The sequence below is a fragment of the Brevibacillus borstelensis genome, from assembly GCF_037834415.1.
GTDB classification, from domain to species: Bacteria; Bacillota; Bacilli; order Brevibacillales; family Brevibacillaceae; genus Brevibacillus; species Brevibacillus borstelensis_A.
In genome coordinates this window covers 54306-80864 of record NZ_JAUMSJ010000007.1, presented here as the reverse complement: position 1 = coordinate 80864, position 26559 = coordinate 54306, and the positions used below count along the sequence as shown (strand labels likewise).

The 26559-nt window shown below is 51.4% G+C and carries 31 protein-coding genes; 12 read left to right on the top strand and 19 right to left on the bottom strand.

The genetic code is table 11. The features are described from left to right. Nucleotides 1-62: 62 nt before the first annotated feature. A complete protein-coding gene (locus Q3F21_RS08890; protein WP_340251475.1) occupies nt 63-1286 on the bottom strand; it encodes an MDR family MFS transporter in 1224 nt (407 codons plus the stop codon). 131 nt (nt 1287-1417) lie between these two features. Here Q3F21_RS08890 and Q3F21_RS08885 point away from each other — a divergent pair, with 131 nt between their 5' ends. Next, nucleotides 1418-2299, top strand: coding sequence for a LysR family transcriptional regulator (locus Q3F21_RS08885; RefSeq protein WP_340251473.1), 882 nt, complete (start codon nt 1418-1420; stop codon nt 2297-2299). Nucleotides 2300-2315: 16 nt separating this feature from the next. On the opposite strand, the gene Q3F21_RS08880 is transcribed toward Q3F21_RS08885, so the two are convergent. Further along, a complete protein-coding gene (locus Q3F21_RS08880) occupies nt 2316-2981 on the bottom strand; it encodes a phosphatase PAP2 family protein (RefSeq protein WP_340251472.1) in 666 nt (221 codons plus the stop codon). After that, on the bottom strand, nt 2981-3433 hold the full coding sequence (locus Q3F21_RS08875) for a YaiI/YqxD family protein (RefSeq protein WP_340251471.1): 453 nt from the start codon (nt 3431-3433) through the stop codon (nt 2981-2983). The genes Q3F21_RS08880 and Q3F21_RS08875 overlap by 1 nt, the downstream gene beginning before the upstream one ends. A gap of 49 nt (nt 3434-3482) precedes the next feature. Here Q3F21_RS08875 and Q3F21_RS08870 point away from each other — a divergent pair, with 49 nt between their 5' ends. Next, on the top strand, nt 3483-3824 hold the full coding sequence (locus tag Q3F21_RS08870) for a hypothetical protein (RefSeq protein WP_425341233.1): 342 nt from the start codon (nt 3483-3485) through the stop codon (nt 3822-3824). A 92-nt stretch (nt 3825-3916) separates the two neighbouring features. Here Q3F21_RS08870 and Q3F21_RS08865 read toward each other — a convergent pair whose 3' ends face one another. After that, a complete protein-coding gene (locus tag Q3F21_RS08865) occupies nt 3917-4843 on the bottom strand; it encodes a S8 family peptidase (protein WP_340251468.1) in 927 nt (308 codons plus the stop codon). A 206-nt stretch (nt 4844-5049) separates the two neighbouring features. Between Q3F21_RS08865 and Q3F21_RS08860 the strand changes: the two genes are divergently transcribed. Further along, on the top strand, nt 5050-5286 hold the full coding sequence (locus Q3F21_RS08860) for a stage VI sporulation protein F (protein ID WP_340251465.1): 237 nt from the start codon (nt 5050-5052) through the stop codon (nt 5284-5286). A 76-nt stretch (nt 5287-5362) separates the two neighbouring features. Here the strand turns inward: Q3F21_RS08860 and Q3F21_RS08855 are convergent, their stop codons facing one another. The 4 genes from Q3F21_RS08855 to rnz all read right to left on the bottom strand — a co-directional run bounded on the left by Q3F21_RS08855 (nt 5363) and on the right by rnz (nt 7539). Then, nucleotides 5363-5464, bottom strand: a complete 102-nt coding sequence (locus Q3F21_RS08855) for a YjcZ family sporulation protein (protein WP_340251464.1) — start codon at nt 5462-5464, stop codon at nt 5363-5365. 114 nt (nt 5465-5578) lie between these two features. Continuing rightward, the gene (locus Q3F21_RS08850) at nt 5579-6223 is read right to left on the bottom strand and encodes a YczE/YyaS/YitT family protein (RefSeq protein WP_340251655.1); all 645 of its coding nucleotides are present in this window, start codon (nt 6221-6223) and stop codon (nt 5579-5581) included. Between the two features lie 80 nt (nt 6224-6303). After that, the gene (locus Q3F21_RS08845) at nt 6304-6537 is read right to left on the bottom strand and encodes a hypothetical protein (RefSeq protein WP_340251462.1); all 234 of its coding nucleotides are present in this window, start codon (nt 6535-6537) and stop codon (nt 6304-6306) included. Between the two features lie 24 nt (nt 6538-6561). Next, on the bottom strand, nt 6562-7539 hold the full coding sequence (gene rnz, locus Q3F21_RS08840) for a ribonuclease Z (protein WP_340251461.1): 978 nt from the start codon (nt 7537-7539) through the stop codon (nt 6562-6564). A gap of 254 nt (nt 7540-7793) precedes the next feature. On the opposite strand from rnz, the gene Q3F21_RS08835 reads away from it, so the two are divergent. The 3 genes from Q3F21_RS08835 to Q3F21_RS08825 are packed head-to-tail and all read left to right on the top strand — an operon-like array spanning nt 7794 to nt 10382. After that, entirely contained in the window at nt 7794-8786 is a 993-nt protein-coding gene (locus Q3F21_RS08835) for an ABC transporter substrate-binding protein (RefSeq protein ID WP_340251459.1), read from the top strand. Nucleotides 8787-8791: 5 nt separating this feature from the next. Continuing rightward, complete coding sequence (locus Q3F21_RS08830) at nt 8792-9595, top strand: ABC transporter ATP-binding protein (protein ID WP_340251458.1); 804 nt, start codon at nt 8792-8794, stop codon at nt 9593-9595. Then, the gene (locus tag Q3F21_RS08825; RefSeq protein WP_340251456.1) at nt 9576-10382 is read left to right on the top strand and encodes an ABC transporter permease; all 807 of its coding nucleotides are present in this window, start codon (nt 9576-9578) and stop codon (nt 10380-10382) included. The genes Q3F21_RS08830 and Q3F21_RS08825 overlap by 20 nt, the downstream gene beginning before the upstream one ends. A 116-nt stretch (nt 10383-10498) precedes the next feature. Here the strand turns inward: Q3F21_RS08825 and Q3F21_RS08820 are convergent, their stop codons facing one another. Together Q3F21_RS08820 and Q3F21_RS08815 are read right to left on the bottom strand one after the other, a co-directional pair. Next, on the bottom strand, nt 10499-11458 hold the full coding sequence (locus Q3F21_RS08820) for a hypothetical protein (protein WP_340251455.1): 960 nt from the start codon (nt 11456-11458) through the stop codon (nt 10499-10501). A gap of 111 nt (nt 11459-11569) precedes the next feature. Further along, nucleotides 11570-11944, bottom strand: a complete 375-nt coding sequence (locus Q3F21_RS08815; RefSeq protein ID WP_340251453.1) for an ATPase — start codon at nt 11942-11944, stop codon at nt 11570-11572. 178 nt (nt 11945-12122) lie between these two features. Here Q3F21_RS08815 and Q3F21_RS08810 point away from each other — a divergent pair, with 178 nt between their 5' ends. Together Q3F21_RS08810 and Q3F21_RS08805 are read left to right on the top strand one after the other, a co-directional pair. Continuing rightward, the gene (locus tag Q3F21_RS08810) at nt 12123-12566 is read left to right on the top strand and encodes a DUF2621 domain-containing protein (protein WP_340251452.1); all 444 of its coding nucleotides are present in this window, start codon (nt 12123-12125) and stop codon (nt 12564-12566) included. Between the two features lie 71 nt (nt 12567-12637). Next, on the top strand, nt 12638-12880 hold the full coding sequence (locus Q3F21_RS08805; protein WP_340251662.1) for a hypothetical protein: 243 nt from the start codon (nt 12638-12640) through the stop codon (nt 12878-12880). Between the two features lie 222 nt (nt 12881-13102). Here Q3F21_RS08805 and Q3F21_RS08800 read toward each other — a convergent pair whose 3' ends face one another. The 4 genes from Q3F21_RS08800 to Q3F21_RS08785 are packed head-to-tail and all read right to left on the bottom strand — an operon-like array spanning nt 13103 to nt 17027. Beyond that, nucleotides 13103-14122 (bottom strand): nitric oxide reductase activation protein NorD, encoded by a 1020-nt coding sequence (locus Q3F21_RS08800; protein WP_340251449.1) that lies wholly within the window; start codon nt 14120-14122, stop codon nt 13103-13105. Nucleotides 14123-14172: 50 nt separating this feature from the next. Then, nucleotides 14173-15318 (bottom strand): AAA family ATPase, encoded by a 1146-nt coding sequence (locus tag Q3F21_RS08795; protein WP_340251448.1) that lies wholly within the window; start codon nt 15316-15318, stop codon nt 14173-14175. A gap of 19 nt (nt 15319-15337) precedes the next feature. After that, nucleotides 15338-16546 carry an MFS transporter gene (locus Q3F21_RS08790; protein ID WP_340251446.1) on the bottom strand — a complete coding sequence of 403 codons (1209 nt, stop codon included), beginning with the start codon at nt 16544-16546 and terminating at the stop codon, nt 15338-15340. Between the two features lies 1 nt (nt 16547). Further along, a complete protein-coding gene (locus Q3F21_RS08785; protein WP_340251445.1) occupies nt 16548-17027 on the bottom strand; it encodes a DUF6530 family protein in 480 nt (159 codons plus the stop codon). A 390-nt stretch (nt 17028-17417) separates the two neighbouring features. Here Q3F21_RS08785 and Q3F21_RS08780 point away from each other — a divergent pair, with 390 nt between their 5' ends. Continuing rightward, the gene (locus tag Q3F21_RS08780) at nt 17418-18245 is read left to right on the top strand and encodes a sulfurtransferase (protein ID WP_340251443.1); all 828 of its coding nucleotides are present in this window, start codon (nt 17418-17420) and stop codon (nt 18243-18245) included. A gap of 49 nt (nt 18246-18294) precedes the next feature. Here the strand turns inward: Q3F21_RS08780 and Q3F21_RS08775 are convergent, their stop codons facing one another. Both Q3F21_RS08775 and Q3F21_RS08770 read right to left on the bottom strand, forming a co-directional pair. Then, nucleotides 18295-20061, bottom strand: coding sequence for a sensor histidine kinase (locus tag Q3F21_RS08775; RefSeq protein ID WP_340251441.1), 1767 nt, complete (start codon nt 20059-20061; stop codon nt 18295-18297). After that, the gene (locus tag Q3F21_RS08770; protein WP_340251439.1) at nt 20058-20774 is read right to left on the bottom strand and encodes a response regulator transcription factor; all 717 of its coding nucleotides are present in this window, start codon (nt 20772-20774) and stop codon (nt 20058-20060) included. The genes Q3F21_RS08775 and Q3F21_RS08770 overlap by 4 nt, the downstream gene beginning before the upstream one ends. Nucleotides 20775-20911: 137 nt before the next feature. Between Q3F21_RS08770 and Q3F21_RS08765 the strand changes: the two genes are divergently transcribed. Together Q3F21_RS08765 and Q3F21_RS08760 are read left to right on the top strand one after the other, a co-directional pair. Beyond that, nucleotides 20912-22135 (top strand): DUF418 domain-containing protein, encoded by a 1224-nt coding sequence (locus tag Q3F21_RS08765; protein ID WP_340251437.1) that lies wholly within the window; start codon nt 20912-20914, stop codon nt 22133-22135. Nucleotides 22136-22309: 174 nt separating this feature from the next. Next, nucleotides 22310-22738: a DUF6157 family protein gene (locus Q3F21_RS08760; RefSeq protein WP_340251435.1), complete on the top strand. Its 429-nt coding sequence runs from the start codon at nt 22310-22312 to the stop codon at nt 22736-22738. On the opposite strand, the gene Q3F21_RS08755 is transcribed toward Q3F21_RS08760, so the two are convergent. Continuing rightward, nucleotides 22713-23501: an exodeoxyribonuclease III gene (locus Q3F21_RS08755; protein WP_340251433.1), complete on the bottom strand. Its 789-nt coding sequence runs from the start codon at nt 23499-23501 to the stop codon at nt 22713-22715. The two genes, Q3F21_RS08760 and Q3F21_RS08755, sit on opposite strands and share 26 nt — an antisense overlap. A gap of 346 nt (nt 23502-23847) precedes the next feature. On the opposite strand from Q3F21_RS08755, the gene Q3F21_RS08750 reads away from it, so the two are divergent. Then, nucleotides 23848-24609: a DUF817 domain-containing protein gene (locus Q3F21_RS08750; protein WP_425341235.1), complete on the top strand. Its 762-nt coding sequence runs from the start codon at nt 23848-23850 to the stop codon at nt 24607-24609. Here Q3F21_RS08750 and Q3F21_RS08745 read toward each other — a convergent pair. Together Q3F21_RS08745 and Q3F21_RS08740 are read right to left on the bottom strand one after the other, a co-directional pair. Next, nucleotides 24559-25704: an MFS transporter gene (locus Q3F21_RS08745; RefSeq protein WP_425341232.1), complete on the bottom strand. Its 1146-nt coding sequence runs from the start codon at nt 25702-25704 to the stop codon at nt 24559-24561. The two genes, Q3F21_RS08750 and Q3F21_RS08745, sit on opposite strands and share 51 nt — an antisense overlap. A 124-nt stretch (nt 25705-25828) precedes the next feature. Beyond that, complete coding sequence (locus tag Q3F21_RS08740; protein ID WP_340251429.1) at nt 25829-26470, bottom strand: hypothetical protein; 642 nt, start codon at nt 26468-26470, stop codon at nt 25829-25831. Between the last annotated feature and the right edge of the window lie 89 nt (nt 26471-26559).

Below are 26559 nucleotides of genomic sequence, written 5' to 3'. Positions count from 1 at the left end.
CAACCATCTCTACCGTTATATACGAATATCAAATGGAAAATGTTTCAACTCCACATATATTTTTATGAACGCACCACTTTTGTGCAGTCCTTCCCGCTTTCATCGGCCCCGATGGACAGTTCCATTCGGTACATTTGCCAAGCGACTCCGATGCCGACCAACAGGCAAATCGTCCAGGGCAGCCAAGGAGCCCCGAGCTGGCGTGACGCATCATAGACCCAGCCCCCGAGAAGCTGACCAAAAGACCCGCCGATGGCGAGAGCGTATCCGTTAAATCCGTAGTAGGCGCCGACGTGTTCCCGGGGCGCCAGGCGAGGCACCACTTCCACCAGGTTGGGAACAGCGATCATGGTGCCCAGCGCGTACAGAAAGGCATTGATGATCAACATCCATAGGTTATCAGCAAAGGCGAGCAAAAACAACCCGGCACCCATTACCAGTGTCCCGATGCCGATCAGCGTGAAACGCTGCGAATACCCTTCCAGCCACTTCGTCACCTTCATCTGCAGCAAAATGACGGAAAGCGAAATCGCGGACAGCACGATCCCCACATCCGCCTTTTGATGGGTGACATCTTCTACCAGTTGCGGGATGGTTAAAAACAGCTGCATGTTCAAATAGTAATACCCCATCAAGATCAAGGTATAGCGGACGAAACGGCTATCCTTGATGACGAAGGACATGCTGCTCCAGATGCTGTGCGCCGTATTTTTGGCCGCGATCGGCTGCAGGAAAAAGAATACGAGCAGCCCGTTTGCGGCAAACATGGCTCCGGCGAAGAGCGACAAATACGTAAAGTCAACGGAAGCCAACGCGGTTCCGACAATTTGCGATCCGACGATACCGATGTTGGTCAGTACATTTCGGAGCGAAAATACTTCTTTGCGAATCGATTCCGGCGTTAGCACGGCAAAGGCGGCTGAACCTGCCGGATCAAACAAGGAGCCCCCGAGCCCCGATAAAATCGCCGCGATAAAAAAATGCCACGTTTCCGTGCAGAACGCAAACATGGCAAAGCCGATGGCCCGAATCCACAGTCCCAGTACCATGGTTCCCTTGTAGCCAAATTTGTCGGCTACAACCCCGCCCAAAAAGGCAAAGCCCTGTTGGGAAAACTGACGAACACTCAGCACCAGTCCGGCCATGGCGACTGTCCAGCCGATGCTTCCTGTCAGATGCAGCGTCAAATAAGGAATCAGCGCATAAAAGCCCAGATTCATCATAAAGGAAGTACCCAGCAACAGCTTTACGGAGACCGGGGTTTCTCTCCATATCTCCCGATTCATCTCGACACTCACTCTCCTGATTTCCGATCCAGTAAATAAAGATACCTTCAGCATACAAAGCAAGGTATAATTTGAGAAACGATTCTTTTTGTATAGAGTTATCAATTCTCTAGATAAGAGGGAACAAATAAATGGATTTTGAACAGCTACGAGCGTTTTACACATTAGCTCAAACGAAAAATTTCACCAAGGCTGCCGAGATGCTGCATCTGGTGCAGTCTACGGTAACGATGCGCATCAAGCAATTGGAAGACAAAGTAGGCAAACCTCTGTTTACGCGGGACAAAAGAAGCGTCGAGATAACCCAGGCCGGACTCACTCTGCTCCCCTACGCCGAGCGGATTCTCAAGCTTGCCAACGAAGCATTGAGCGAAGTAGCTTCTCTGCAGCCCTATGAAGACTACCTTTCCATTGGAAGCCTGAATTCCATCTGGACATCGACCTTGGAGCCGCTGTTAAAGGAGTATCACTATCGCTATCCGCAAATTGCCATCAGCACCAAAACCGGGCACTCCTCCGATGTCATTCAATATTTGCTGGATAATATGATCCAGATCGGCATTGTCTATATCCCGCCTTCCCTGCCCAATTTTGAGGTGATCCCCACCTGGGAAGATGAGATCGTACTCGTCTGCAAGGCTGGCGACTCTGTGACGGCAGCGACGCACGTAGACGCTCGCGAGCTGCGCAATTTGCCGCTCTTGTACGTAAACTGGGGCCCGCCGTTTGACGAATGGATTCGTCAAACTCTGCCTCGCAACTACGTTCCCAAATTGCATGTGGACAAAGCAGAGCTGGCGATCGATCTGGTCAAGGAAGGTCTTGGCGTCAGTCTGCTCACCCGTTCTACGGTTAAAGCCGACCTTGCTGCCGGGTCGCTCAAGGAATTGAGGATTGTCGGCAGCAAACCGCCGAAACGCTCGGCGTACATCGTCCTGCCCAAAGACAAAAAAAACAAGCCCAGCGTGGAAAAATGGCTGAGCTTGATGAAAGAATTCGGTTATTCGATTTAAAAAGAACGTCCCCACCTTAATTTCGCGCGGAGGCAAACGTCGGGTAGTGAGATGCTTTGCCCGCCTCCCCCCATTTCGACCAGGCGCATCTGAACAGAAAATACCAGCCTGCAGCGAAACAGGCACCTGTCGCCACATCGCTGGGGTAGTGAACGCCCAGGTAGACGCGGCTTGCCATGATCACGACGATCAACAGATACAGGAGAAGCGCTATGTATTTGGTCCAATGCCGGGGGACCAGAAGCGGCAGCAGCGACGCCAGCATCGCATAGTAAACGGAACTGACCATGGCATGAGCGCTCGGAAAGGAAAAGGAATCCGGTCTGGCAATCAGATTTTGTCCGACTGGACGTTCCCTCGCAAACAAATTTTTCATCCATTCGTTCATACACGCTGCGCCCAGCAGGATCATCGTCACGATCACAGCTTCCCGCCTGTAGCCCCTTTTATACAGCCACAGGACGAGAAGGGCGCTTAAAGCAACGACCGGCTTTGTGCCCCCCAAAGCCGTCAGCACCGCCAACATGGAAGTAAGCGCATCAGAGCGAACCTTTTCCGCCAAATCAAACCCCGCCCTGTCAAACGCACCAAACCCATTCTGAAAATAAACGGCGACCAAAGCGGCCGCGACGAGAAAAAAAACAGCCGAGATCCACAAATACTTTGCAGCGTTCGGTTTCATCAAACGACCTCCTCGTTATCCATCAGCGCTCTCAGGGCTTCGGCAAAGCGTTCGTCATCCTGAGCGCTTCGAGCGGCAGGGCCTTTCGTGCGGCCGCCGCCTCTGCGATAACGGGCTTTTTCGTTGCGCTCTTCCAGGCTGAACGCAATTCGTTGAGGATCAAAAATAGTTCCGTGAGGTGAAACCGCCTTCGCCCGCTTTCCCAAAACCAGTGCCGCAAGCCCGATATCCTGCGTGATTACAATGTCTTCCGCTCCGGCTTCATTCGCCAATTTCATATCGACAGCTTGCGGGCCGGCATCGACCGTGACGTGATCAGCTCCTGTCAACTGATGGTTGAAACTGGCGAAGGTGACGCAGCGCCACCCTTTTTCCGCACATAGTGTCCTGGCTATGGCCAGCGCCTGCCGGGGACAAGCGTCGGCATCGATCAGCACTCGCTTTTCTTTCATCGTTCTCCACCTCTTTTCACCCTTCCCCCCCTCCTCCTTTTTTGATACGATGGTCGTGAGAGGAGTGAATGTGCCTTTGCGTTACGAATTTGTCTACGATGAACGGATGGGTATTCGCCTTCCAGCCTTGCAGCACGACTGGGAGGAGTATTCACCCAGTGAACGTGCCGACATCCTGATGGAGTGGGAAGAAATCCGTTCCACGATACCGGATCGCATCATCAAGCTGGAAGCGATGATTATAGAGAAACAGACACAGTTGGATGTCGAAGAGGATTTCCCCCGCTCCTGCCAGCTGAACTCGGAAATTCACGAAATAGCGAGCGTTATAAACGATCTTAATATATGGTTCCGTGTCCAGCAAGACTATGAAACCAAGATTCACGGGTAAATCCGGGCGGACAAGCAAAGAAACCGGGAAGCATAGGCGCAGCTTCCCGGTTTCTTTGCTTTGAAGAAAAGGATGAAGTCCGTCCATCTTTGCTATTGCAACTGGGTTCTGGTTTTTTTCTTTCGGGCGAGTTTCAGTGCAATCATGCCGGTCACATGAGGTGCCGCCATTGAAGTCCCGTTCAGCGTACGAAAGCTGTTTCCTGGCCAGGTAGACAAAATTTCCACGCCTGGCGCCTTCGTGTTCATTCCTTTTCCTCTCGAGCTGAATGATGCCAGTTTTCCGTTTTGATCGATCGCACCTACCCCAATGACTCCAGGATAGCGGGCCGGGTACTCCACCTCTGCTCCGTTGTTCCCTGCGGAAGCAACCATGACGATTCCTCTGTCAGATGCTTTCTTCACCATGCGAGACAACGCTTCACTGTATTGTCCCATCCCAAAGCTCATGTTGACAATATCCATCTGATTTTCAATGCACCAATTCAGCGCCCTGATGATATCGGACAAGGACGCCGTTCCGTCCTCGCGAAAGGCTTTGACATCATACAGATCCGCCTCGGGAGAAACCCCGACGATTCCGGAATGATTCATTTCGGCCACGATGATTCCCGCTACATGGGTACCATGCCCGTTCCGTTTCCCCGCTACAAGATTGACGCCGCCCTTCACCCTGTCCTTTAGTTCAAAATGATCCCGCGCGATTCCGGTATCGATGACAGCGACCTTGACGCCATCGCCCATGCCTTTTTTCCACATGCGTTCGGCTCCGACGTACCTGACTCCCCAAGGCACTTCGTCTTCCCCGTGAACGGTGACCGTTACATTCTCTTCGACAGTCGGGTTGTACTTGAGAAAATGCTCCTGAAACTGCTCAAACATGTCATGCCGAACACAAAGGCAGGATACGTCATCATAGCAGCTCCACGGCTGTTTCACCAAGTGACTGGAGCACCTTTCCTGCAATTCGGACAAAATTTTCGGAAACGACTGCTTTCGATGAAAAGAAATAATCTTCAACCCATTTTTCCTCCTATCGTGACGAATGTCTGCACCCATCTTATGTATTCGCGGACTGGGTGGGTTGGGTGTTTGCACAGAAGGAAAAAATTAGGCAGCCATTTGTCCGCTATTGTCCATACAGAATCTGTCTGGCTGCCATATGACTGCAAATGGGGCGATATCGCCGTCTACGAAAAAACCGGTAAAGGGAGTGACCATCCCCGATGGCCAAAGGCAAAGCCAAAGACTTGTTGAAAAAATTGAACAAGAAAAGCAAAAAGAAGCTCAGCATGAGCGATGTCAAGTCACTGGCAAAAGGGTACAAAAAGAAGGATTTCAAGGATGATGACAAACTCAAGAAGCTGATTAAAAAGGTAGGAAAAGCAGTGGGCATCAAGCTGTCAGACAAACAGATTTCTCGTGTGCGCAAGCAGGTAAAGGAACGGCTGCCAGGTCTGTAGAAAGGGAAAACAAAAAGGAGAGCATCTCGGTGCTCTCCTTTTTGTCCCCGATTCGAATCGCTTACTTCAGTACCTACTAGTCGTCGCATGAACATCCGACAATGGTAAGCAATACGAAGAGGACGAGAATCAAAGAGAAATCGTCAAATTTGCCGTTGAACAAACTCAATGTGTTCACTCTCCTTTTCCGACAAACTACTCATATGGTATGTACATAGCAAAAAACGTGATTGGACTTTTGCCCAATCACGTTCATCGCGCTTTTTGCCGGACCGCTTGCTCTTCCAAGCTTTCAGCTCGCCTTGCGGTGGCGCAGCGGCTCTGTCATTCCGTAAGGTTTTTGCATCACCTGCTGCCAGAACGGAATGGTCCTTTGGATCAGCGGTCCTGTCAGTACGGCTACTAGGACTGTGCCTACCGATACGGGCCCGCCCAGGGCGGCTCCCGCTAAAAGGACGCTTACTTCGATAATCAGCCGCACCCTTTGGATGCTCCATCCCATACGTTCGTTCATCGCTAGCATGAAGCTGTCACGAGGTCCCGCTCCCAACCGCGGCGAAAGGTACATCCCGATCCCCACAGCTGAAACCAGCAAGCCGCCTAGCAGCATCAAGACCCGTTGCACGATCCCTTCGACCTCAGGGATGATATCCATCCAAAGAAACATATCCAAAAACAATCCGAAGCAAACCATATTTAAAAACATCCCAAACGTCGGTTTGATTTTCGCCAGAGCAAATGACAGGAAAATGACGATGACACCGACGATTTGCGACCAGAGTCCGATCGTCAATCCAAACGTTTTTTGCAAACCGATGTGGAATACATCCCAAGGAGAAACTCCCAGATTGGCCTTGATCATAAGCACGCATCCAAAGGCACCAATAAACAATCCCAGCACAAACATGGCATAACGAACCACAATGGGGCCGCCCATCCGTATACCGGACACCTCAGTTCACCTATCCTCTCCCGAAATCCGCTGCTTTTTTTGCGGGTCAGATGAACCGTTGTTCGCTATCCGCCGGCCTGCCATCCGGCGATGACTTCGTGAAAGACGCCGTCCTTTTTGAAATAGGCTTCAGCTTTCGGACGTTCCAAATACGTACCCGTCTCTTCCAGTCTCTCGCCTGACAAGATCACCTGGCGCTGCTTGTTCTGGTCATCCCGGTACTCGACTACCAGCGACAGCTCCTGCTGCAAACAGTATTCCTTCAGCTCCTGCATAGAAGCAAAGGTTACCCGTTTCATGGTTTCCCTTCTTTCTAGTGATGATCATTCATTATAGCAGGGTTTTTCTGTTTCTCCCACTGTGTTTCTCCCCCGTTTTACGGAGAATGAGGCAAAATCGCTGGCAAGCGCTGTCTCGGGAAAGACCTCCCGGGCTTCTTCGAGCAGATCGCTCATCGTCAAATCGCCGTCCTCATTTTCATAGCGCGGACTGAAATGGGTCAGACACAAGCTCTTGACCTGGGCCTCCTTGGCGAGTTGTGCCGCCTCACGCGCAGTCGAATGCCCGCTCCTTATCGCCAGTTCCTTGTCTGCAAACGCATAGGTTGACTCGTGGATCAATAGGTCCGCATTTTGGGCCAGCTCCTTCACGGCTTCGCAAGGTTCCGTATCGCCACTTATCACAACGACTCGGCCCCTTTGAGCGGGACCGACGAAGTCTTTGCCCTCGACGATGCGCCCATCCGGCAGCGAAACCTGCTCTCCCCGTTTCAGAGCGGCGTACAGCGGCCCTGCCTGGATACCCGCAGCTTTCGCCCGCTCGACCAAAAATGGACCTGGCTTTTCCCTTTCGCGCACGGCATAGGCGTAGGCCGGCACCCGGTGTTGCACCTTCCGGCAGGCAACCGTAAAGTCTTCGTCCTCAAAAACCGTTCCCTCTTCGATGATCTTGATGTGCAGCTGATAATGCAGGTGCACCGGACTTACATCCATCACTGCCTTTACATACCGCTCGATCCCGGAAGGACCGTACAGCTCTACTGGCCCAGCATTGTCGTTGCGCAGAGAGCGGCTGGCAAGCAGCCCGATCAATCCGTACAGATGGTCCCCGTGCAGATGGGTGATAAAGATTTTTTCGAGCTGGCTGATTTTTAGCTGCGAGCGGAGGATTTGATGCTGTGTTCCTTCCCCGCAGTCAAACAGCCACCATTTTGCGCGCTGGTCAAAGCCAAGGGCGATCCCGCTTACATTTCTTCTGGTGGAAGGGGCGCCGGAACCGGTTCCTAAAAACGTCACTTGCATGTCTGTTCACGTTCTCCTTTTACTTCTTTTCTTTCGGTGCCTGTCAGCCGATTAGGCATTCACCCTTTTTTCCAAGGCCGCATACCTTGGTAAAAACTTGGCTTCGCCCGGTTTTTTGGCGGAGCTTTGCAGCGAGGTTCGGGATGGGCAAGGCAGCGATGCAGCAGTACATTGCTGCTTTGCGTGTGTTTACGTCCTGCCGAACATCGCAAAACTGCAATCGTTCAGGTGACCACCTGACAGGAGGGGTGAGGATGAAGCGTTTACTCTCTTTGGGTCTGGCCGCCTCTCTGGCATTGACCGCTATCATGAGCGGCTGCTCCGGAGGCACAGAAAAAATCAGGATCGGCGAAGTGACTCGTTCCCTGTTTTACGCGCCGCAGTACGTTGCTTTGGAAAAGGGCTTCTTTAAAGAAGAAGGCCTGGAAGTAGAGCTGAGCACGACGTGGGGCGGAGACAAAACGATGACAGCGCTGCTCTCCGACGGAATCGACGTCGCTTTGGTCGGCTCGGAAACCAGTATTTACGTCGCCCAGCAGGGAGCCCAGGACCCGGTAATCAATTTTGCCCAGTTGACGCAGACCGACGGCACATTCTTGGTATCCCGCAAGAAAATCGCCAACTTCTCTTTTGATCAGTTGAAGGGCACCGTCTTCCTCGGTCAGCGCAAGGGAGGAATGCCTCAAATGGTCGGCGAGTATGTACTGAAAAAAAACAAGGTCGATCCGCATGCGGATCTGGAGCTTATCCAAAACATAGAATTTAAAAATGTCGCTTCTGCCTTTGCCTCCGGAACGGGCGAATTCGTACAGTTGTTCGAGCCCGAAGCCTCGCAATTTGAGCTAAACGGGATCGGTCATGTCGTAGCCTCGTTCGGCAAGGAGAGCGGCACTGTACCGTACACGGTCTTTATGACAAAGCAAAGCTATCTCGACAAGCATCAAACCGCTATTCAAAAGTTTACCAATGCAATCTATAAAGGGCAACAATGGGTAGCCTCCCACTCGGCGAAAGAGACGGCGGATCTGATCGCTCCTTACTTCCAGGACATCAAGCCGGAAATTTTGGAGAGCTCCATCAAGCGATATCTGGAGCAAGGCTCCTTTGCGACAGACCCGATCCTGGATGAAAACGAATGGAAGCAGCTTCAGGACATTATGGATTCAGCAGGTGAATTGAAGCAGCGTATGGACTACGCCCAGCTCGTCAATACCACCTTTGCCAAAACCGCTAAAGAAGGGAAGTAAAAAATATGAACCAGCTTTTTTCTACGCCGGCCAAAATTGAGCTGCGCCACGTCACGCATCTCTACGTTTCGACTTCCAGAGCGTTCATGGCGGTCAGAGACATCAACCTGCGCGTGGAGGAAGGCGAGTTCATCTGTCTGGTCGGCCCCAGTGGATGCGGAAAAACGACGCTGCTTTCTCTGATAGCCGGTCTGGAGAGGCCTACTGCCGGCAAGGTGCTGATCGAAGGCGCCAGCGTAGAGGGGACCTGTCGCCAGGTAGGATACATGCTGCAGCAGGATTACCTGTTCAACTGGCGGACGATCGAAGAAAACGTGTTTCTCGGCCTGGACATCCAGGGGATCCGCAATAAAGAAACGGAAGATTTCGCTCTTCATCTGCTTGCCGAAATGGAGCTGGCCGATGTTCGCCATGCTTACCCTGCACAGCTCTCCGGCGGAATGCGTCAACGCGTGGCGCTCGTGCGAACGCTTGCCTGCCAGCCCGATATTCTGCTGCTCGACGAACCGTTCTCCGCGCTCGACTACCAAACCAAGCTGAAATTGGAGGATCTGATCTTTTCAGCCTTGCGCCGTCACAAAAAGACCGCCATTCTCGTGACGCACGATCTGTCGGAGTCAATCGCCATGGGAGACCGCATTTACATCCTTGCCCGCAACCCCGGGCGTATCAGCAGCGAAGTGACTGTCCCTGCCGAAATCCGCAGCGCGCTTCCGTTCGATGCTCGCAATCTGGAAGGATTTCAGGACCTGTTCCATCAAGTCTGGAAAGAGATGGAGGTGGTCTCCGATGCACCAAAAGGAAATTGAAACGATCCACCGGGAACACATCAAGCAGAAAGCGAAAGAGCGCAATCTCGTTTTGCTGACCCAGCTTTCTATCTTTGTGGTCTTCATCGGCGTCTGGGAGTGGCTGGCCCGCATCAATGCCATCAACGTGCTCATTTTCAGCTATCCCTCCAAGATGTGGGAGCTGTTTTGGACACAGCTGCTGGACGGAAGGCTCCTCCCCCATATCGGAATGACCGTCTGGGAGACCGTCGTCGGCTTTCTCTTGGGGACGCTGCTGGGAACGCTGCTTGCAACGCTTATCTGGTGGTCGCCCTTTCTCTCCCGGGTGCTCGATCCTTATCTCGTCGTATTGAACAGCATGCCCAAAGTGGCGCTTGGCCCCGTGTTCATCGTCTTCCTCGGTCCCGGCCTGTTGTCTATCATCGCGATGGGCTGTGCCATCTCGGTGATCATCACGACCATCGTCATTTACACCAGCTTTAAGGAAGTCAACCAGAACTTCATCAAGGTCGTCCAAACGCTCGGAGGAAACAAGCGGCAAATTTTCCGCATGGTCATTCTTCCGTCGACGATCCCTACCATTCTCTCAACCTTGAAGGTGAATGTCGGGCTCTCCTGGGTGGGCGTAATCGTCGGCGAGTTCCTCGTCTCCAAAGCAGGGCTCGGGTATTTGATTATTTACGGCTTCCAGGTTTTCAATTTTACTCTGGTCATGGTGGCACTCGCGATCATCGCGGTCGTCGCAACACTGATGTATCAAGGTGTCGCGCTTCTCGAGAGGAGACTCACCAGCCAGTTCAAATAGATGCAGCAAAGCGGCGTTGCTTGCGGAATTGCGGGCAGCGCCGTTTTTTGTATGCAAGCGGGTGGGCGCAAAAAAATGCAGCGCCCGGCACAGGCACGGGCGCATCGTCTGCATCTTTATCGCCAGAACTTCCACTTGCTCTTTTTTTCCGTTTCTTCAGGCTGTTCGCTCTGACTGCTCTGTTTCACCGCCGCTTCCACCTCTTCGGCTCCAGGTATCCTTGCGATGAAGTGGTCGATCATCGGTTTATACTGCTCAGAGATGTGCTGCTGCATTTCGCGCAAGACGGCGATCGCTTTTTCTTTTTGGTCTGTGGATATCAGTGCATTCGCGTAGTTGAAGCCTGCAAATGGATACGTAATCGCTTCGGGTGACCAATACTCCTCGCAAATCTGAATCAGCTGGTACACGTACCCGGCTTGTCCCAGCTCCCCCGTTACCGTCATGATCACTTCTTCCTTCTCGGGCGAGCGCTGGATCGCGTCCTTGTACCACTGCATCGCCTTCAAAAGATTTTCCTCTGTCAGCGCCAAGCGCGCCATGTGAAGATGCGGACGCCAAGCCCCCTCCTTTGCCATAAAGGCTTCCAGACGCTTGCGCAGCTCTTCCCGCTTGTTGAATTGCAGAAAGCTTTCCACGTACATATTCAAGCCGTTTTCCTGGTTCGGGTCTTTGAACAGCCCCGCTTCCAGCGTCTCGAATGCCTTTGCCTCCTCCCCTTCAAGGGCGTAGAGTTTGGCCAGGTTGGTACAAGCCGTGCCTGAAGACGGGAAACGTTCAAGACAGTCGAGCAGCATTTTCTTGGCCCGGTCGTATTCCGCCGCCTGCATGTGCACCACTGCGCGGAAGATGAGCGCAGACTCAATCGGGCCGTACAATTCCAGCAGCCGGTCAGCGGCGATGGCGGCCTGCTCGGGAAACTTGTCGCGGACCAGCTCCATCGCAAAGTCGCGGAGCTTCTCCTTGTCTTCCCAGTACTTGTCCAAATTCTGCGGAATCACTTTCTTTTGATAGTCCTCTCGCGACATTTGCACACTCTGGCCAAACTCATTGGTAAAGGTCACAAATTCTGACATGAAACAGCCTCTCTTTCTTATGGTCAAAAGGGAGCTGCAGGAGCATCTCCTCAAAAGAGAACGAACGATTTCCCGTTATAGAAAACCGCCCGCTTTGCTCGTCTCCCGTTCCTAAATCCAGGCTTTTATATTCACTTTCCGGATGAAATCTTCCATCGATTCTTTCACTGGTTCGCCATTATCCGCTGCTTCGTCCTGAATGCCCATCAGTTGACGGAACAGGGCTTCGTTGCGTGTTGCCAATGCGAAGTCAAGCAGGGCCTCTTTCTGGATACGCTCGGCTTCCTGTTCCAAAAGCGTCTGCTCCAGAGCGATGTCATCCTCAACAACGGCGTACTGCTTATCGATCTTGGGAATACGGACAATCCAGGAAAAGGCGCTGTCAGGATTGCGGTCTCTGCCGATGAGATAACCATATTCCCCTATTGGCATGCCTTGTTCAAAGGAGTCAGCAACGATGACGACACGTTGTCCAAGCTTGAACATGAGCGTCAACCCCTTTTGAGATTCATTCTAATCATACTAAATAGTATGCATGCTTGGGAAGAGCAAACCGCTCCTTTGACTTTTTATGCAAAAAGATTTGTTGGAAAGGAAAAAATGCGATACACTTCTCTAGATAGGGCTTTTTCCAGTGTAACTGATTGGAACGAGGTGTACAAACATGGCTCAAATGTCCACAGGATTTTCCGTATTTATCGTCGGCTGGACGATTGTCCTGGTCGCTCTGATGGGGATTGGCGGTTTCTTTATGTTCCGCAAGTTCCTGAAGTCGATGCCAAAGCAGGACGGCAAATCGGATCTAGACTGGCAGGACTACTATATCGATCAAACCCGCTCCATGTGGACGGAAGAAGGACTGGCTCTGCTGAACGAACTGGTGGAACCTGTCCCCCAGCTGTTTCGGGATGTGGCCCGCCGCAGCATTGCCGCCAAAATCGGCAAGCTCGCCCTGGATGAAAAAGCGGCGACGATCGATCTGGATCTGATCGTAAAAGGCTACATTCTTGCGACGCCAAAGCGGGACCACAAATTCTTAATCGATCATCTCAAGAAAAAACAGATCGACTACTCCCCGTACGAAAAATACCTTCACATGGAATCGTAATGAAAACTTGAAACCGTTTGGCCGATTTTCCGTAATCGTAGATATACCTCTCTACCAAGGAGACGATGCGTATGTCCGTACTATTGGCGATTCTCGGGATCGGCCTTTTGCTGTTAGTCATCGTAGTGGCAGTGGTCTTCGCTCTCCTGAAAAAAGGAGCCGGCTTTCTATTCAAAGGCGGACATCGCGGATACCGGCGCTACAGCAGCAGCGACTGCCGTCATCGCGGTCTTTTTGGGCGCGGACATAAGTCGTACGGTCATTCCTACTACCGCCGGAAGCACTCGAGCCGAAGGGGCTTTTTCAGCAGTTAAGCGGGCCAAACGGAGTTTTTGATTGTACCCGTTCTCCGTTCCTGCTTGTCTGCTTTCTTCCGCGGAGAATGTTCAATTTGCTTTGCTTATGTAATCAGGACCCTGCAATGGCTGCAGGGTCCTTTCTTTTAAAAATGGGTCAATCTGTATTCCCGCATTTTCTCTCCTGATCCTTGTCCTTGTAATTCTCTCCTGATTGTGGCTAACAAATGTTCAAGAAAATCACAAATGCCGAGCGATAATCCGAACTAACTTTGCAGGAAACTCTTGTAAATTTGTAATATCCAAAAATCTTTCCTTCCCATAGATTTCACTGATCACATCCTTGTCTTGACCAATCGCGGCTGCAAGAAACGCAACTCCTTTCCGTTCATATTCCTCTATTGTCTGTTTCATATCTGTAATAGCATAACTACCGGTATACTCATCCATTGCTTTGGGTTGCCCATCGCTTATGCTAATCAAAAGCTTTGTCTGTTGCGGCGAGGCAGCTAACCGTTCGGCCATAATTCTGAGAGCCATTCCATCCCGATTATTGCTTCTGGCACGAATCCTCATGAGCCTGAATCGGTCATTGGAATCCCTTTTATCAAAATCGGTATAGGCAAAAATCGACATTTGTTCCATCTTGGAAACATCCGCAGTATCGCCGTAGATCAATATGGGAATATTGCAAAGTTGACAATATTCATATACCGCAATTACTGCTCGTTTTGCCGCTTCCAATCTCCCAAAAGCTGACATTGATGCGGATTCATCAACCCTGAGACCAACTACAAGGGAAGGAGATTCAGTTGGAGGACGTTTCTTGGCAAAATACCTGTAATCCCTGTAAGCGACGGTGTCTGCTTGAAATTTGCTGCCATAGTAACGATTCCTCGCAAAGTCGGCAGAAACCTCATGTTCCAAGTACGGAAGCGTCTTTCTGGCCATCTCTTGCACGATAGGTATGAGTCCCTTGCTTAGCCGGACATATTCCTGCTGGTCTTCCTGATCGTAGTCTGGGCGGTGCACAATGAGCTTTACTTTTTTATGAATGGAATCGGAAACAACCTCTCTTATGTCTTGATTCAACTTTTTGCGGAAATCCCGTTCCTTTTGTTTCTCATCCTCTGACATTGATTCAGGATTTGTCTGGTGATATTTGGGGGAGCCATCGTCGCCCAAACCTGCACGTTCCATATGGGTGGAATCGTCTGTGACACGCAAAGAGCTCTTGTCACTATCGGCAGATTTTTTCAATGCGATTCCCTTTTCCTCGGCATGGCTGTCTTTGTCAAAACCGCTCTCGTCTATATCTCCCCACGTCCTGATCTCTGTCGCATCGTCAGATTTCCGTTTTTTTTTTTACGTTCGATCCGAGCTTCTTCCAAACTGGCAAGCAAACCATGATTGTGCAGAGCCTCTTCCAAAATGAGTATCTCTTCCGGATCGGTAGTGATCTTGTAGATGACCTTATGATAAAGGGATTCTTTTGCCAAAGCTCCTCCGGCAATCGCATCTACCCAGTAGAAGAAGGAACGCATTCCCGCTACGCCCTTGATCGCATTGGCCCTAGCCGTTTTGTCCAAGATCATAATGATTTCCGCTAATATCCTCAACACCTTTTCATCTTGAAATCCGGTTTTGGCCATTACGCGTTCGATCATGATCTCTTTGGTCGGCAGGTCCATCTTTTCCGCATGCTGAACTCTGTCGCGCAGCGCTTCGTTTAACGGCCTGGTTCCCGCATAACTGCGGTTTGTTGTGATCACTGCTATGAAGTCCGGATGCCTGCGTATGATCCCGGTGGGAAGATTGATGCTGCCATCCAGTTCCAAGGCAGAGTTTAATGCCATTAGCACCGCAGCATCACGAATAACGTTTGGTTCTTGGATTTCCAGCAGGTACCCTTTTTGATAGGCTCTGACGATCTCCGAAGGGTAAAATCGGTACTCAACCGTTTCGCCATCGTTTTTTTCTGCTGCAAGCTTCATCAAGTGCTTCATCTTTAAGGCTGCCTGTTCCTCTGTAATCCCCAGCGCGTCCATCAAAACTTCCGTTACGCTTTGAAATCCGTCGCTTTCATACAATGCCTTTAGTGCCGTTTGCTCCCAGGGCTCCATTTCTTCTAAACGTTCCGTAGAAATCACCGGTAAAATAGCGCCAATAATATCCGATTTATCCATATCGGCAAAACAGGTCACTTTCGTATACGGCAGCCCGAAATTAGCCGATAATGCTTTGGCCAGTTGTGTTTTGCCAGAACCGGCGTCCCCTTCCAACAATATGTTGGCGATTTTCATTTCCCCGCGATTCCAGTTGCGCTTGATTTCATTCGTGATGCGACGTTCTTCTTCGCTGACCTTATGAGTCAATGGCTTTTTCCAAATCAGCTTTTTTTCTGCATCGGTCAGTTGTCTTTCAGGTGTCAAAATACATTCTCCATATGCAGTCATCACATTTTTCCTCCAATCGTTATGATGCGGGTCCTTTCTGATTCAAGCTCCTTTTCTGAGCAATGAGAGGGAGCAGCATAGAGGCGCCGATCATAATCAAGACACCGCTCGCCACATATACCGCAAACAGGGAAAACGCATCCTTCAGATAGCCGGATACAAACATGCCAATCACCATCATTCCCATAAAAACAGGCGTGACCGTTCCAGATACCCGGCCGATAAATGCCCCTTCCGTGTTGCGGACAATAAGCGTCTGAATTCCTCCTTGAATACAAGGGAAAAACAACCCGCTGATCACCAATAGAACAATGGTCATCCAAATTATAGTAGAAGCACCTAATCCGATCGTACATACGGCAGTGACAAGCAAGCCTACCATGAACAGCAGCTGTGGCTTCACCTTTTTGGCTATCCCGACGATGACAGCTCCGCCTGCCAGCATGGCTGCCCCATTGGTCATTACCAACCACTGCAGGAATTGTTTGTCCTGTCCCAGATTTTCGATGACAAGGAAGATCTGAAGCGGCTGAGTCAGTCCTGACGCCAACCCGACAGCCGAGAAAGTCAGGCAGAGTGTTCGCAAGGATCGATTGGACGCGATATAGCGAAGCCCGGCCTGCAACTCCTTTTTAAAACTGCCGGTATCGCCAGACTTCGGCTCCTCCGTGTCACTCGGAAGCATCGCCAATACAAGGGAAGACCCCAGGAACAGAACGGCCGTCAAAATCAGAGAGGCTTGTAATCCAAACTGGATGAAAATAAACGTGCCGATGACCGGTCCCAAAACCATAAAGACAGCGACAAGCGTTTGGGACATGGCCATCACGCCCTGCAGCTGTTCAGCCGGCACATGCCGCTTGTACAGCTTCATCGCCGAAGGCTGAGAAAATTGTGACAGGCTCGCGGAAATAAATGTTCCGATGAGCAGCGGAATCCATCCACCGTTCATGAGGACGAGCATCACAGCCCCGACGGACAAGGCTGAAAGCAGATCGCTCCAAACCATCGTCCGCTTCGGACGCCACCGGTCGGCAAAGGTCCCTCCAATAAGTCCGAACAAAAAGATCGGAGCGAATTCCGCAACCGAAATCAGTGATACATAAACAGGATCATTTTTTGTCAGTTCGGTGACATAGAGAAGCACGGCGTAATTCCTGATCCATATACCCAGCTGCAGCAGCACGCGGGAGAGAATAATCGTTCGTACATATTGATTCGCAAACATGTCAGTATCCCATATCCTTTAAAATTTTTGACAACGTCCGAAGACGTTCGCCGATCATTTCATCGTCCTGGCTCAGCGCCAGACTGAACTGCTTGATATCTTCGTGAATCCTCTCATTGTCTGTGCAAATAGCCACGTTCATAGCGTCCCCTTGCAAGCCAACCCGGTCGATGACGGGCTTTTGAGGATCGTATAAATGCTCGTATCTGTATGCTTCGCGAAAATGCTCAAGGGACCGGCAAACCAGAATGGACAGATCAAGAATGCAATGAAGCGGCAGCTCCTCCGATTGCTCTGACCATTCTTCTCCCGTGTGTCTCCATACCTTGGCAGAAATACCGGCCTTCCCTCTCTCGTTCCATTGAGACAATCCCAGCGAAAGGGCTTTTGCATCCGTATTTCGGGCGAGTCGGCCGTCAACCCGATCATAGTTTGCCGATACGATAACAGGCTTATGTTCTGTAGTAGTTGGTATTTGCATTCTTCTCCCTCCAAGTTGCACTTTTTTAAACAAACGTTTTTCATTTTTGTTTGTTATATAATAAACATTTTATTTTATTGTCTTTAAAAATCAATATTTTTATATTTGGAATTCAATTCTCCTTTCGCGATAGCAAACAAAAAAGGACGCAGCCCCTTACGAAACGGCTGTGTCCTTTTTCAACGTATTTAAAAATAAATGGGCTAGGCTTATGAAATTCCAGAGCGCCTAGTGGGATTATCTCCCTTTCCACCTATGTGTCGAGGGTTTGCTTCGCCTTTGGCCTCTGACTCTGTTGGCTCCTAAAAAGCTGTCCTATATGTGCAACAAACATTGTACCGGAGAAAAGACCTATCTGCTATGATGAAGAAAAAAGAAAGAGGGAGACATATGCAAGAACTCGTTACTCCGCAATGGCTTCGCGACCATGTAAACGATCCGAATATTCTGGTAGTAGATTGCCGTTTTGCTCTCAACAATCCTGAATTGGGTGAAGAGCAATACCGCGAGGAGCATATTTCTGGCGCCCTGTACTTTCATCTAAACCGCGATCTCTCCGGGCCGAAAGAACAGCACGGCGGGCGTCATCCTATCCCAGGCGAAGAACAGCTCGCCTCCCTGTTCTCTCGCTCCGGCATCGATCAGGAGGTGACGGTGATCGCCTACGACGACCAGGAAATGTCTATGGCCGGACGCCTTTGGTGGCTCCTCCGCTATGCCGGGCATGACAAGGTCGCTGTGCTGGACGGTGGATTTGCAGCCTGGAAAAACGCCGGATATCCCGTCTCCAGCGAGATACCCGTACCGAAGCCTCGGACATTTGTTCCCCGGATTCAGACAAGCATGCTGGTCGACTACAAGGGGGTCGAAACCCGCAGTGAGGAAACGGCACTCCTAGACTCCCGAGCAGGAGAACGGTACCGCGGCGAAGTAGAACCGCTCGATCCGAAAGCTGGCCATATTCCGGGAGCTCTGCATTATTTTTATAAAGAGAACCTGTCTGATGACGGCAGCATGCTCCCCGTGGAGGCGCTGAAACGCCGGTTTGAGGCGTTGGAGAACAAAGAGGTCATCGTGTACTGCGGCTCCGGCGTGACAGCATGCACCAACCTGCTGGCGCTGCACGCAGCGGGACGGCCGGATGCGAAGCTGTATGCCGGCAGCTGGAGCGATTGGGTATCGTATGAGAACAATCCTGTTGCTACAGGAGATGAATAGGCGGTAAAAGAGGCCGAAAGCCCTTTCTCAGGGGACTTTCGGCCTCCCTCTATTTTTCCGGCAGCATTAGAGTATCTTCCAGCGGAAATCGCAACAGAATACGCGTCCCTTGTCCAACCTGCGATTCAACGTTAATTTTCCCTTGATGGGCAAGCACGATGGCTTTGGCGATGTTCATGCCAAGTCCGGTACCGTCTGTCCCGTCTTCGGTCGCCGTTCCCCGGTAGTATCTTTCAAACAAGTTGCGCTTTGTTTCCTCGTCAAACCCTTTGCCGTTGTCCTCTACAGCGATAAACGCTTCACGCTCATCCCGCCACGCCTTGAGGGTGATGGTGACCCCTGGCGGATTGTGCTTGATCCCGTTCCAGATCAGATTGTCCAGAACGCGTTGCAGCCACTTGGCGCTGGATTTGATAAAGATATCATCCGGGCTGCTCTCGAAGGCAAAGGAGACGTGCGCAAGCGTCACATCATTCACATACCTGAGCACGGTTCTCCGCACAAACTCGTTGATCTCCAACTTGCTTACCGGAAAGCTGAGCGCCTGGTTTTTCAATTGGAATGCGAGCGAAAAGTCCTGCAGCAGGGCGAGCATGTAATCTCCTTTTTCCCGGATCATCTTCCCCATACCCTGCAGTTCTTCGTCTGTCCACGTATATTGCCCGCTTTCCAGAAGATGCCCAAATCCCTGTATCGTCGACAGAGGCGTCCTGAGATCGTGCGAAATGCCTGTCATCCATTCCTCGCGCGTCTTTTCCAGTCTGCTCCGCTCTTTCTCCGTGGCGGCCAATCGCTTCGCCATCTCGTAAAATCCGCCGATCACTTCCTTGTACAACCGGTAGCGCATACGGATGGAGCCGTCCTTGCGAAACACCTTTTTCCGTTCTTTTTCGGTTAACGCTTCATCGTACCGCCCTTGCCCCATTCGCTCAAACCAGTCCGTGAACAACAGCAGCGGCTGACTGTAACGGACACCATGCCACGCGGCCAAAACAAGTGCCATGACCAGCAGTATCCCTCCCGCTATGCTAAGCACCATGATTACGTCCGACATAATCGGCTGATCGGAATAGCCTGTTCCCTTCTTTTCGGCATGCAAAATCCAAATGTTTCCGGATGCTTGATCATAGTGCGTATAGACGTCTGTGGAATAGCTTCCCGGCTCAGAGCGGATTGCGATCAATTCAAGCGGTTGGTACGGCTCTTTTCTGTCGGTGTTCCCAATCGACTGAATGATGTTTCCCCGTGCATCTATGACCTGCACATACTCGCGGCTCATGTCCAGCTGACGTTCAACCTCCGGGATGGCCTTGGGCCGGAGCCTGCCTTTCTCCGCGTAACTCTCAAACCACGTTTTCAGACGTTCCGAATTGCGGTCGTCCGTCCCCAAAATATAGAGCAGCGGTTCATGGAGCAGCGCCCTCGACTGATCCAGCGAGGTCTTTACGCGAAAGGTTTGGAGACGCCCTGTTTCCGTCATCCCCAGCAATTCGGTTACCGTGTAAGACGTCTTCGCCGGTCTGCTGCCAAAAGCATAGATAACCTTGCCTTTTTCATTTATAATCTGCAAAAAATAGCCGGACTCGGCGAGCTGATCTCGCCACCATGACGGTATCACGATCTGGCCCTGGTCAAGCTTTGCTTCCGTCATGATATTCTCCAAAGCTCCGTTTGGAAAGGTTTTTTTCAAGTCCTGATTGACAAGGTATTGCAGCAGCAATAGTAACAGAGCGATCATCGTCACCAGGACAAACAGCCACAGAAAAAAGAACTGTGTCGCAAAATGAACAGCCAGTCTTCGGCGCAACCCGCTCATGTAGATCTCCCCTTGATCAGCTTGTATCCGAGACCGCGAACCGTGAGCAGCAGCTGCGGATTGCCCGGGTCGGCCTCGATCCGTTCTCTGATCTTGCGGATATGGACCATGACCGTATTGTCATCTCCGATTCCGTCTATTCCCCAGACAGCCTCGTACAGCTGCGACTTGGAGTACACAATATTTGGATTCTTGCATAAAAAAAGCAGCAATTGGTACACCTGGGCAGGACAGGAAACCAGCCTGTCCTCGACCCACAGCTCTCCCGCCAGCTCATCCAGCACAAAGCGGCCGAAGTCGTACCGCCTGCGCACCTCCTCTTTTCCCCGGGATGGCGGGAGAATCGCGTCCCGCCGCACTCTGGCCTTGATCCTCGCTGCAATTTCCAGGGGATTAAACGGCTTGGTGACATAGTCGTCTCCGCCCGTTACAAAGCCAGTCAAAACATCCAAATCCGAGGTTCGCGCAGTCAAAAAGATGATATGCGCTCGTGAAATATCCCTGATTTTGGGGCAAAGCTCAAATCCCGACTGATCCGGCAGCATCACATCAAGCAAAATGATATCGATTTCCTGCCGCTTCAGCAGGTCAAGTGCCTCCCGGGCCGTACAAGCCTTAAAAATATGCCGAAACCCTTCTTTTTTTAGAACCATTTCGATCACTTGAATAATCGACTTTTCGTCGTCGACGATGAGTATCTTGGCCTTTTGCACGACAATCCCTCCACCGAAGATTGTAACAAAACAAGCTTAATTCTAGCTAAACAACAGGAGAATTGTTAAGGAAAAGATAAGGCTCGCTTTACTCATCCTTTAATCGCCGCCGTTACACTTGTTGCGAGGTGATAAAAATGGAACAAAGAAAGAGAGCAGGCCTCGTCGACGCTGCTCGGGGACTGTGCCTGCTAGGCATTTTACTGGCGAATATGCTCATTTTTCAATACGGCATATGGGGAAAGGATGACATGCAATTCTATTCATTGTCTGCGTTCGATTCCTCTGTCCGCACGCTTCTTGGCATCGTTGTAGAACACAGCTTCATGCCGATTTTCACCTTCCTGTTTGGTTACGGGATGATCAAAATGAAAGAGAGTCTCGAAGCAGCCGGCAGAAAACCCGGTTGGACTTTGTGCAGAAGATTTTTCTTTTTGATTGTGATCGGTCTGATCCATGCCGAACTTTTAACGGAGTCTGATATATTAACATTCTACGGGTTCGTCGGTTTCTTTCTGCTCATGTTTATGAATCGGAAGCCAAAGACATTGCTTATCTGGGGGACGGCTTTGCTTCTCGTGGTGGGTCTGATGGGGCTGGTTCCGGAAGAGACCGCCTCCCCTTCTCCGCACAAAAGCGAGAAGGACATCTACCAAGAGAACTATATTAAAGAGACGATTGTCGTCTACGGGACAGGAACCTATTCCGAAATCAAGCATCACAGGCTCACTGCCTCGCCGTTATCGCAGGAAGACCCCATGTTTATTTTCATTCTCATGTTTCTTGCGCCTTTCCTGACCGCGCCTATGTTTTTGTTTGGCATGTACTCCGCGAAAAAGGACTGCTTTCAAAAGCCGCAGGAAGAACAGCGAACGTATGCCAGGAGCGCTTTGATCTTGTTGCCTGCCGGGTTCTGTCTGAAAGTGCTTCCCTACCTCTTTCCCGGGCCAGGATGGGCTGCCACTGGGGAGATGATTGGGGCTAATTTGCTCGCACTCGGCTATCTCTTCTCGTTCGCCTGGGTCTACAGCAAGCAGATGGGCTCTCCCTGGATGAAACGGTTTCAGGCGGTCGGCAAACTGTCTTTGACGAATTACCTGATGCAAACCCTGGTCTGTACCACAATCTTCTACGGCTATGGCCTCGGGTGGTTTGGAAAAATCGGCGTAGCTGCAGGGTGCGGTCTTGCCCTCGCCCTCTATGCGCTGCAGCTCTTTGCAAGCGAATGGTATTTGCGGCTCTTTTCTTCCGGGCCGGTCGAAAAGCTGCTGAGGATCTGCACCTATTTATCTTTTCAAGGAAAAGTGCGGGCGCGCGCACCGCGCAGCCGGACAGAAACTGCACCATCGCAGCCGCTGTGAACCGTCAGGCAAAAAAACAAACCTCCAAACCCATTTTTTGAGTTTGGAGGTTTTCCCGTTTGTCCCGTTTTCTTATTCCGCGCTACTGCTTCGTATTTTCCTGACCATGTTTGTCAGTGGAGACATGTATAATGTAAGGAGAACCATTACCCGTCTCCCAGGGAGGAAACGCACGTGAACTGGAATTACTACAACACCTTTATTGCCGTCGCCCCCGATTGTCCCGCGACTACGGGGATCATCCCGCCGGACAAGAAAACGGGCAAAAGCAAACACAGCATCGAATTCGAACTGATTTCGCAAGCTCCCTACTGTTATACCCAGGAGGAGCTTCTGTACGAGGTGCACATCCGTCACAAAAATATTCCGGAAGCAGAACTGGCCGAGCGTGGCGCAGAAATTCGAGCCGAGTTTTTCAGCAAGCCAAAGGCGTGTATGAGAGCCTCTGCCCTCCCCAAAAAATTCGGGTGGGGGATCCATTTTAACGACATGGGAAAAATGGCGCTGATCCCCGTTGACTCCCCGGAATACAAAGAGTATGCCCAAGGCGCAAACGGGAAGCTACAGGTGCTTGCCGCTATGCGGAACCAGCGGGCGAAGTAAGCGCCGCTGCATCCTGCATGATCAAAATGACCGGACAGTGATCGCTCCCCATAACCTCTGTGTCGATGCAGGCATCGATCAGGGAGGGAGAAAGCCGATTGGATGCCAGGAAATAATCGATGCGCCACCCGATATTTCGCTCACGCACCTTTGGCATGTATGACCACCAGGTATAGGCGTCCGTTTGCTCGGGATAAAAATGACGAAAGGTATCGATAAATCCGGCATCCAATAGCCGGGTCATCTTTTCCCGCTCTTCCGGGGTAAAGCCGGAGTTGTTCCGGTTGGATTTGGCGTTTTTCAGGTCAATTTCCCGGTGAGCGACGTTCATATCTCCACAAACGACCACCGGCTTGATGGCGTCCAGCGTTTGAAGGTAGTTCCGGAAACGCTCCTCCCACTCCAGCCGGTGATCCAATCTGGACAGATCGCGCCTCGCATTGGGGGTGTAGACATTGACGAGGTAGAAGGCGTCGAATTCGAGCGTGATGATCCGCCCTTCCGGCTCCCGATCCTCCTCCATGCCGTATCGGACCGAAAGCGGTTTGATTCTTGTAAAGACAGCCGTTCCGGAATACCCTTTCTTTTCGGCGTAATTCCAATACTGCGCGTATTCCTCGTCCAGCTCCAGGCAAATTTGCCCTTCCTGCAATTTCGTTTCCTGAATACAGAAAATATCTGCATCGGCTTCTTTGAAGTAGTCAAGAAAGCCTTTGTTTATACAGGCCCGCAGGCCGTTTACATTCCAGGACACAAGCTTCATCTCGTCGCTCTCCTTGCCGATTGCCTGTTTTTCATCTAGTTTATCATAGACTTCTGCCCTTTTTGAAAGATTGATAAAAGGAGCGGCATTGCCACGAATGAAATGAACAGAAAGAATCGGCTTTTTACCGCGCGGGGCGACAAATCTGATTCGCTCATTTACGAAAAGTGAAGTACCGTATTACGAAATGACGCCAAAAAGTAACCAAAGATTTGCTTTACCCGTAATACTGTTTGCCATGCAACGATTTTTATTTGATTACCACAAATGTCGCTCTCCCCAAGGAGGATTACACTTCGTGAACCGCTTCTTCCGTTTGCTGTTTCACTTTACATATCAGGAGGCGATGTCCTGCCTGTTTCCGGTCTTTATTTTCGGGTCGCTCGCCTTGTCCAAGCTGATTACGGTGCCAGGCATCCCCCGGTACGACCTGCTTCTGCTGCTCTGTCTTGCTTTCCAAATTTTCATGGTCAAAAGCGGTCTGGAGACGAAAGACGAGCTGAAGGTGATTACGGTTTTTCACCTGATCGGGCTTGCCCTGGAAATTTTCAAGGTGCATATGGGCTCCTGGTCTTATCCGGAAGCCGCCTACTCCAAGGTCTTCGGAGTCCCGTTCTACAGCGGATTCATGTACGCCAGTGTGGCCAGCTACCTCTGCCAGGCGTGGCGCCGGCTGGATGTCTCGCTCGTCGGCTGGCCGCGCCATAGTTTTGTCGTGCCGCTGGGCGCCGCCATCTACCTGAACTTCTTTACCCATCATTTCGCCTGGGATATCCGTTGGGTATTGACGACCGCTATATTTCTCTTGTTCTGGAAGAGCCGCGTCTACTTTCGCGTGGACCGGGAGCGACTGTGGATGCCAGTGCCTGTATCCTACATCCTGATCGGCTTTTTCATCTGGATTGCCGAGAATATCGCCACCTTTTTCGGAGCGTGGCGCTATCCCAATCAGAACGAGGGCTGGCAGCTGGTGCATCTGAGCAAAATCAGCTCCTGGTTTTTGCTTGTCATCGTCAGCTTTATCATCGTAGCCGAGCTGAAGCACGTCAAGGAACGGCTAGTTGGGCGCTCCTCTCATCGCGATTCGGTGGAAGCCTCCCAGGACTAGCGCCCCGCCGGTCACAAAAAAGACGATGAAAAACGAGTGGTGCCAGTTTCCGATCAGACCTGCCACGATGGGAGCCAGTATCGCTCCCACGGAAAGCACGGCGGAGTAGATGCTGAACGCGCTGCCGTACAGCTCCCGCGGGGCATGAACCGTCAATATCGTGGACAGCGCCGGAAACAGCAAGCCTACACAGGACCCGAGCAAAAACATCGAGATATACAGGGAAAGATCCAGACCGATCGCAAACATGTACATCATCACGCTCAAGAGGCCAAGCCCGACAAGCGTCCTCTCTTCCGGCGCGATCCGCGCGAGCCAGAATTGGCTCAGGGTCGCCATCGCCCCCAGCCCCTTCAGGCTGAATAGTATGCCTGTTACGGACAGAGAGAGGTTCTCTCTTTGGATGTAGAGCGGGATCTCGTAAATAATCGTGCCTTGGGCGTACATCAAGGCAAAGCCTCCGAGAAAGGCCAGGTACAAATAGCGGTTCTCCAGCACACTGGTCAGCTTGAGAGAGGCGGGGCGAATGGCTTGCTCCTCTCCCTCCGCTTTTTTGCGTCCCCCCGGAAGTACGATCAGGGCAAACACGCCTGTCACCCACATGATGGCCCCCAATATCACAAAGGAGGGCCCGTAGCCAAACTGCACACCCAGAAAGCTCCCGACGGCTGGCGAAACGACTGCCGCAGCTGTCAGGACCATCCCGTTCTTCGCCATCAGCTCGCCTTGCTCGGACCGTGTCCGTCCGGTTTCACCCAGCATGGCAAAACAGGCAGGCGAGACAAAGGCCATCAGAAAGCCAAGCAAAAGCCTCAGCACGAGAAACGCTTCCGTCTGTGTCACGATTCCTTGTCCGGTCAAAATGAACCCGGAGATAATCAGGGAACACGCGATAAACCACTTTTTCGGAAAACGGTCCAAAAACGGCCCGGCGATCAGGTTGCCTGTCAGATTGCTGATGCCATAGGCACCGAGAATAAATCCAATCATCGCCGCCGAGGCTCCCAGAACATGCATGTACGGGGCCAATAGCGGCGTCTGCGCATGCATGTCAAAGGAGACGAGAAACAGGATCACAAACAAAAGCATCCGCAATGACTGCCCACTCCCTCCGGTCTCTTTTGTCCCATGTATATGTCGGGAGTCGTCCCAATAGAAAGAGACTCTCCAAAAGGGGAGAGTCTTCCGTTGAGCAGTAAGCGGGCATGCTGTTAGCTCGTTACAGGTCCCGGCGTTTGCCTGCACTTGAAATCGATATTCGCGGCGCGCTCCATTCTTCGTACACGACATCCCCCTGTCCGCCTTGCTCGACGGGAAGCTCCAGCCGCACGTTTTCCTGGCTCTTCACTTCAACCGGGTACCCCGATAGAACCGGCGCTCGTTTTTGCCCTGAAGGTCCGTATACGCTTATTTCGAACTGAACCGGCTTGTCTCCGTGATTTTTCAGCACAACCTCGCACGATCCGTTGATTACCCCCTCCGCTGACGTTTTCGCGGTGCAGCGGGACCGCTCTTCCCTGTACTCCAGCGTGTAGATCCCGTCCGCGAGCGTCCGCTGGTACCACCTTACCAGCTCCTGCTGCTTTGGCAAAAGGCCCACGGCAAGCAATAAAACAAGCAGCATCACTCCTGGCCGATTGGTTACATTCACCATCAGTCCGTATGCCAAAGCCATCAGTCCCAACTGTAAAAAAGCGGCGTAGTGCATACCCGATGTTCCATTTGACCATGCAGGAACACCGATGGCCTGAAACAGATAGTCTACCAGCTGCTGCTCATGGGGAAACCGTGCGTTCAGGATCCAGGCCAGAAAAAACAGGAAAATGGCCGCGAGCATGAATCGCCACTTGCGTCCAAACATGAAAAAGCTCTCCTCCCCCTCTTTGCGCAGAAACATTTGCAAGCGATATCCTCTCGTTTATATACGAAACGCTTGCTGCTCAGGTCACG

Coding starts and splice junctions, on each gene's coding strand:
- Q3F21_RS08890 (WP_340251475.1), bottom strand. CDS start 1,286: ATGAATCGGGAGATATGGAGAGAAACCCCGGTCTCCGTAAAGCTGTTG.
- Q3F21_RS08885 (WP_340251473.1), top strand. CDS start 1,418: ATGGATTTTGAACAGCTACGAGCGTTTTACACATTAGCTCAAACGAAA.
- Q3F21_RS08880 (WP_340251472.1), bottom strand. CDS start 2,981: ATGAAACCGAACGCTGCAAAGTATTTGTGGATCTCGGCTGTTTTTTTT.
- Q3F21_RS08875 (WP_340251471.1), bottom strand. CDS start 3,433: ATGAAAGAAAAGCGAGTGCTGATCGATGCCGACGCTTGTCCCCGGCAG.
- Q3F21_RS08870 (WP_425341233.1), top strand. CDS start 3,483: ATGGTCGTGAGAGGAGTGAATGTGCCTTTGCGTTACGAATTTGTCTAC.
- Q3F21_RS08860 (WP_340251465.1), top strand. CDS start 5,050: ATGGCCAAAGGCAAAGCCAAAGACTTGTTGAAAAAATTGAACAAGAAA.
- Q3F21_RS08850 (WP_340251655.1), bottom strand. CDS start 6,223: ATGGGCGGCCCCATTGTGGTTCGTTATGCCATGTTTGTGCTGGGATTG.
- Q3F21_RS08845 (WP_340251462.1), bottom strand. CDS start 6,537: ATGAAACGGGTAACCTTTGCTTCTATGCAGGAGCTGAAGGAATACTGT.
- rnz (WP_340251461.1), bottom strand. CDS start 7,539: ATGCAAGTGACGTTTTTAGGAACCGGTTCCGGCGCCCCTTCCACCAGA.
- Q3F21_RS08835 (WP_340251459.1), top strand. CDS start 7,794: ATGAAGCGTTTACTCTCTTTGGGTCTGGCCGCCTCTCTGGCATTGACC.
- Q3F21_RS08830 (WP_340251458.1), top strand. CDS start 8,792: ATGAACCAGCTTTTTTCTACGCCGGCCAAAATTGAGCTGCGCCACGTC.
- Q3F21_RS08825 (WP_340251456.1), top strand. CDS start 9,576: ATGCACCAAAAGGAAATTGAAACGATCCACCGGGAACACATCAAGCAG.
- Q3F21_RS08820 (WP_340251455.1), bottom strand. CDS start 11,458: ATGTCAGAATTTGTGACCTTTACCAATGAGTTTGGCCAGAGTGTGCAA.
- Q3F21_RS08815 (WP_340251453.1), bottom strand. CDS start 11,944: ATGTTCAAGCTTGGACAACGTGTCGTCATCGTTGCTGACTCCTTTGAA.
- Q3F21_RS08810 (WP_340251452.1), top strand. CDS start 12,123: ATGGCTCAAATGTCCACAGGATTTTCCGTATTTATCGTCGGCTGGACG.
- Q3F21_RS08805 (WP_340251662.1), top strand. CDS start 12,638: ATGTCCGTACTATTGGCGATTCTCGGGATCGGCCTTTTGCTGTTAGTC.
- Q3F21_RS08795 (WP_340251448.1), bottom strand. CDS start 15,318: ATGACTGCATATGGAGAATGTATTTTGACACCTGAAAGACAACTGACC.
- Q3F21_RS08790 (WP_340251446.1), bottom strand. CDS start 16,546: ATGTTTGCGAATCAATATGTACGAACGATTATTCTCTCCCGCGTGCTG.
- Q3F21_RS08785 (WP_340251445.1), bottom strand. CDS start 17,027: ATGCAAATACCAACTACTACAGAACATAAGCCTGTTATCGTATCGGCA.
- Q3F21_RS08780 (WP_340251443.1), top strand. CDS start 17,418: ATGCAAGAACTCGTTACTCCGCAATGGCTTCGCGACCATGTAAACGAT.
- Q3F21_RS08775 (WP_340251441.1), bottom strand. CDS start 20,061: ATGAGCGGGTTGCGCCGAAGACTGGCTGTTCATTTTGCGACACAGTTC.
- Q3F21_RS08765 (WP_340251437.1), top strand. CDS start 20,912: ATGGAACAAAGAAAGAGAGCAGGCCTCGTCGACGCTGCTCGGGGACTG.
- Q3F21_RS08755 (WP_340251433.1), bottom strand. CDS start 23,501: ATGAAGCTTGTGTCCTGGAATGTAAACGGCCTGCGGGCCTGTATAAAC.
- Q3F21_RS08750 (WP_425341235.1), top strand. CDS start 23,848: ATGTCCTGCCTGTTTCCGGTCTTTATTTTCGGGTCGCTCGCCTTGTCC.
- Q3F21_RS08740 (WP_340251429.1), bottom strand. CDS start 26,470: ATGTTTGGACGCAAGTGGCGATTCATGCTCGCGGCCATTTTCCTGTTT.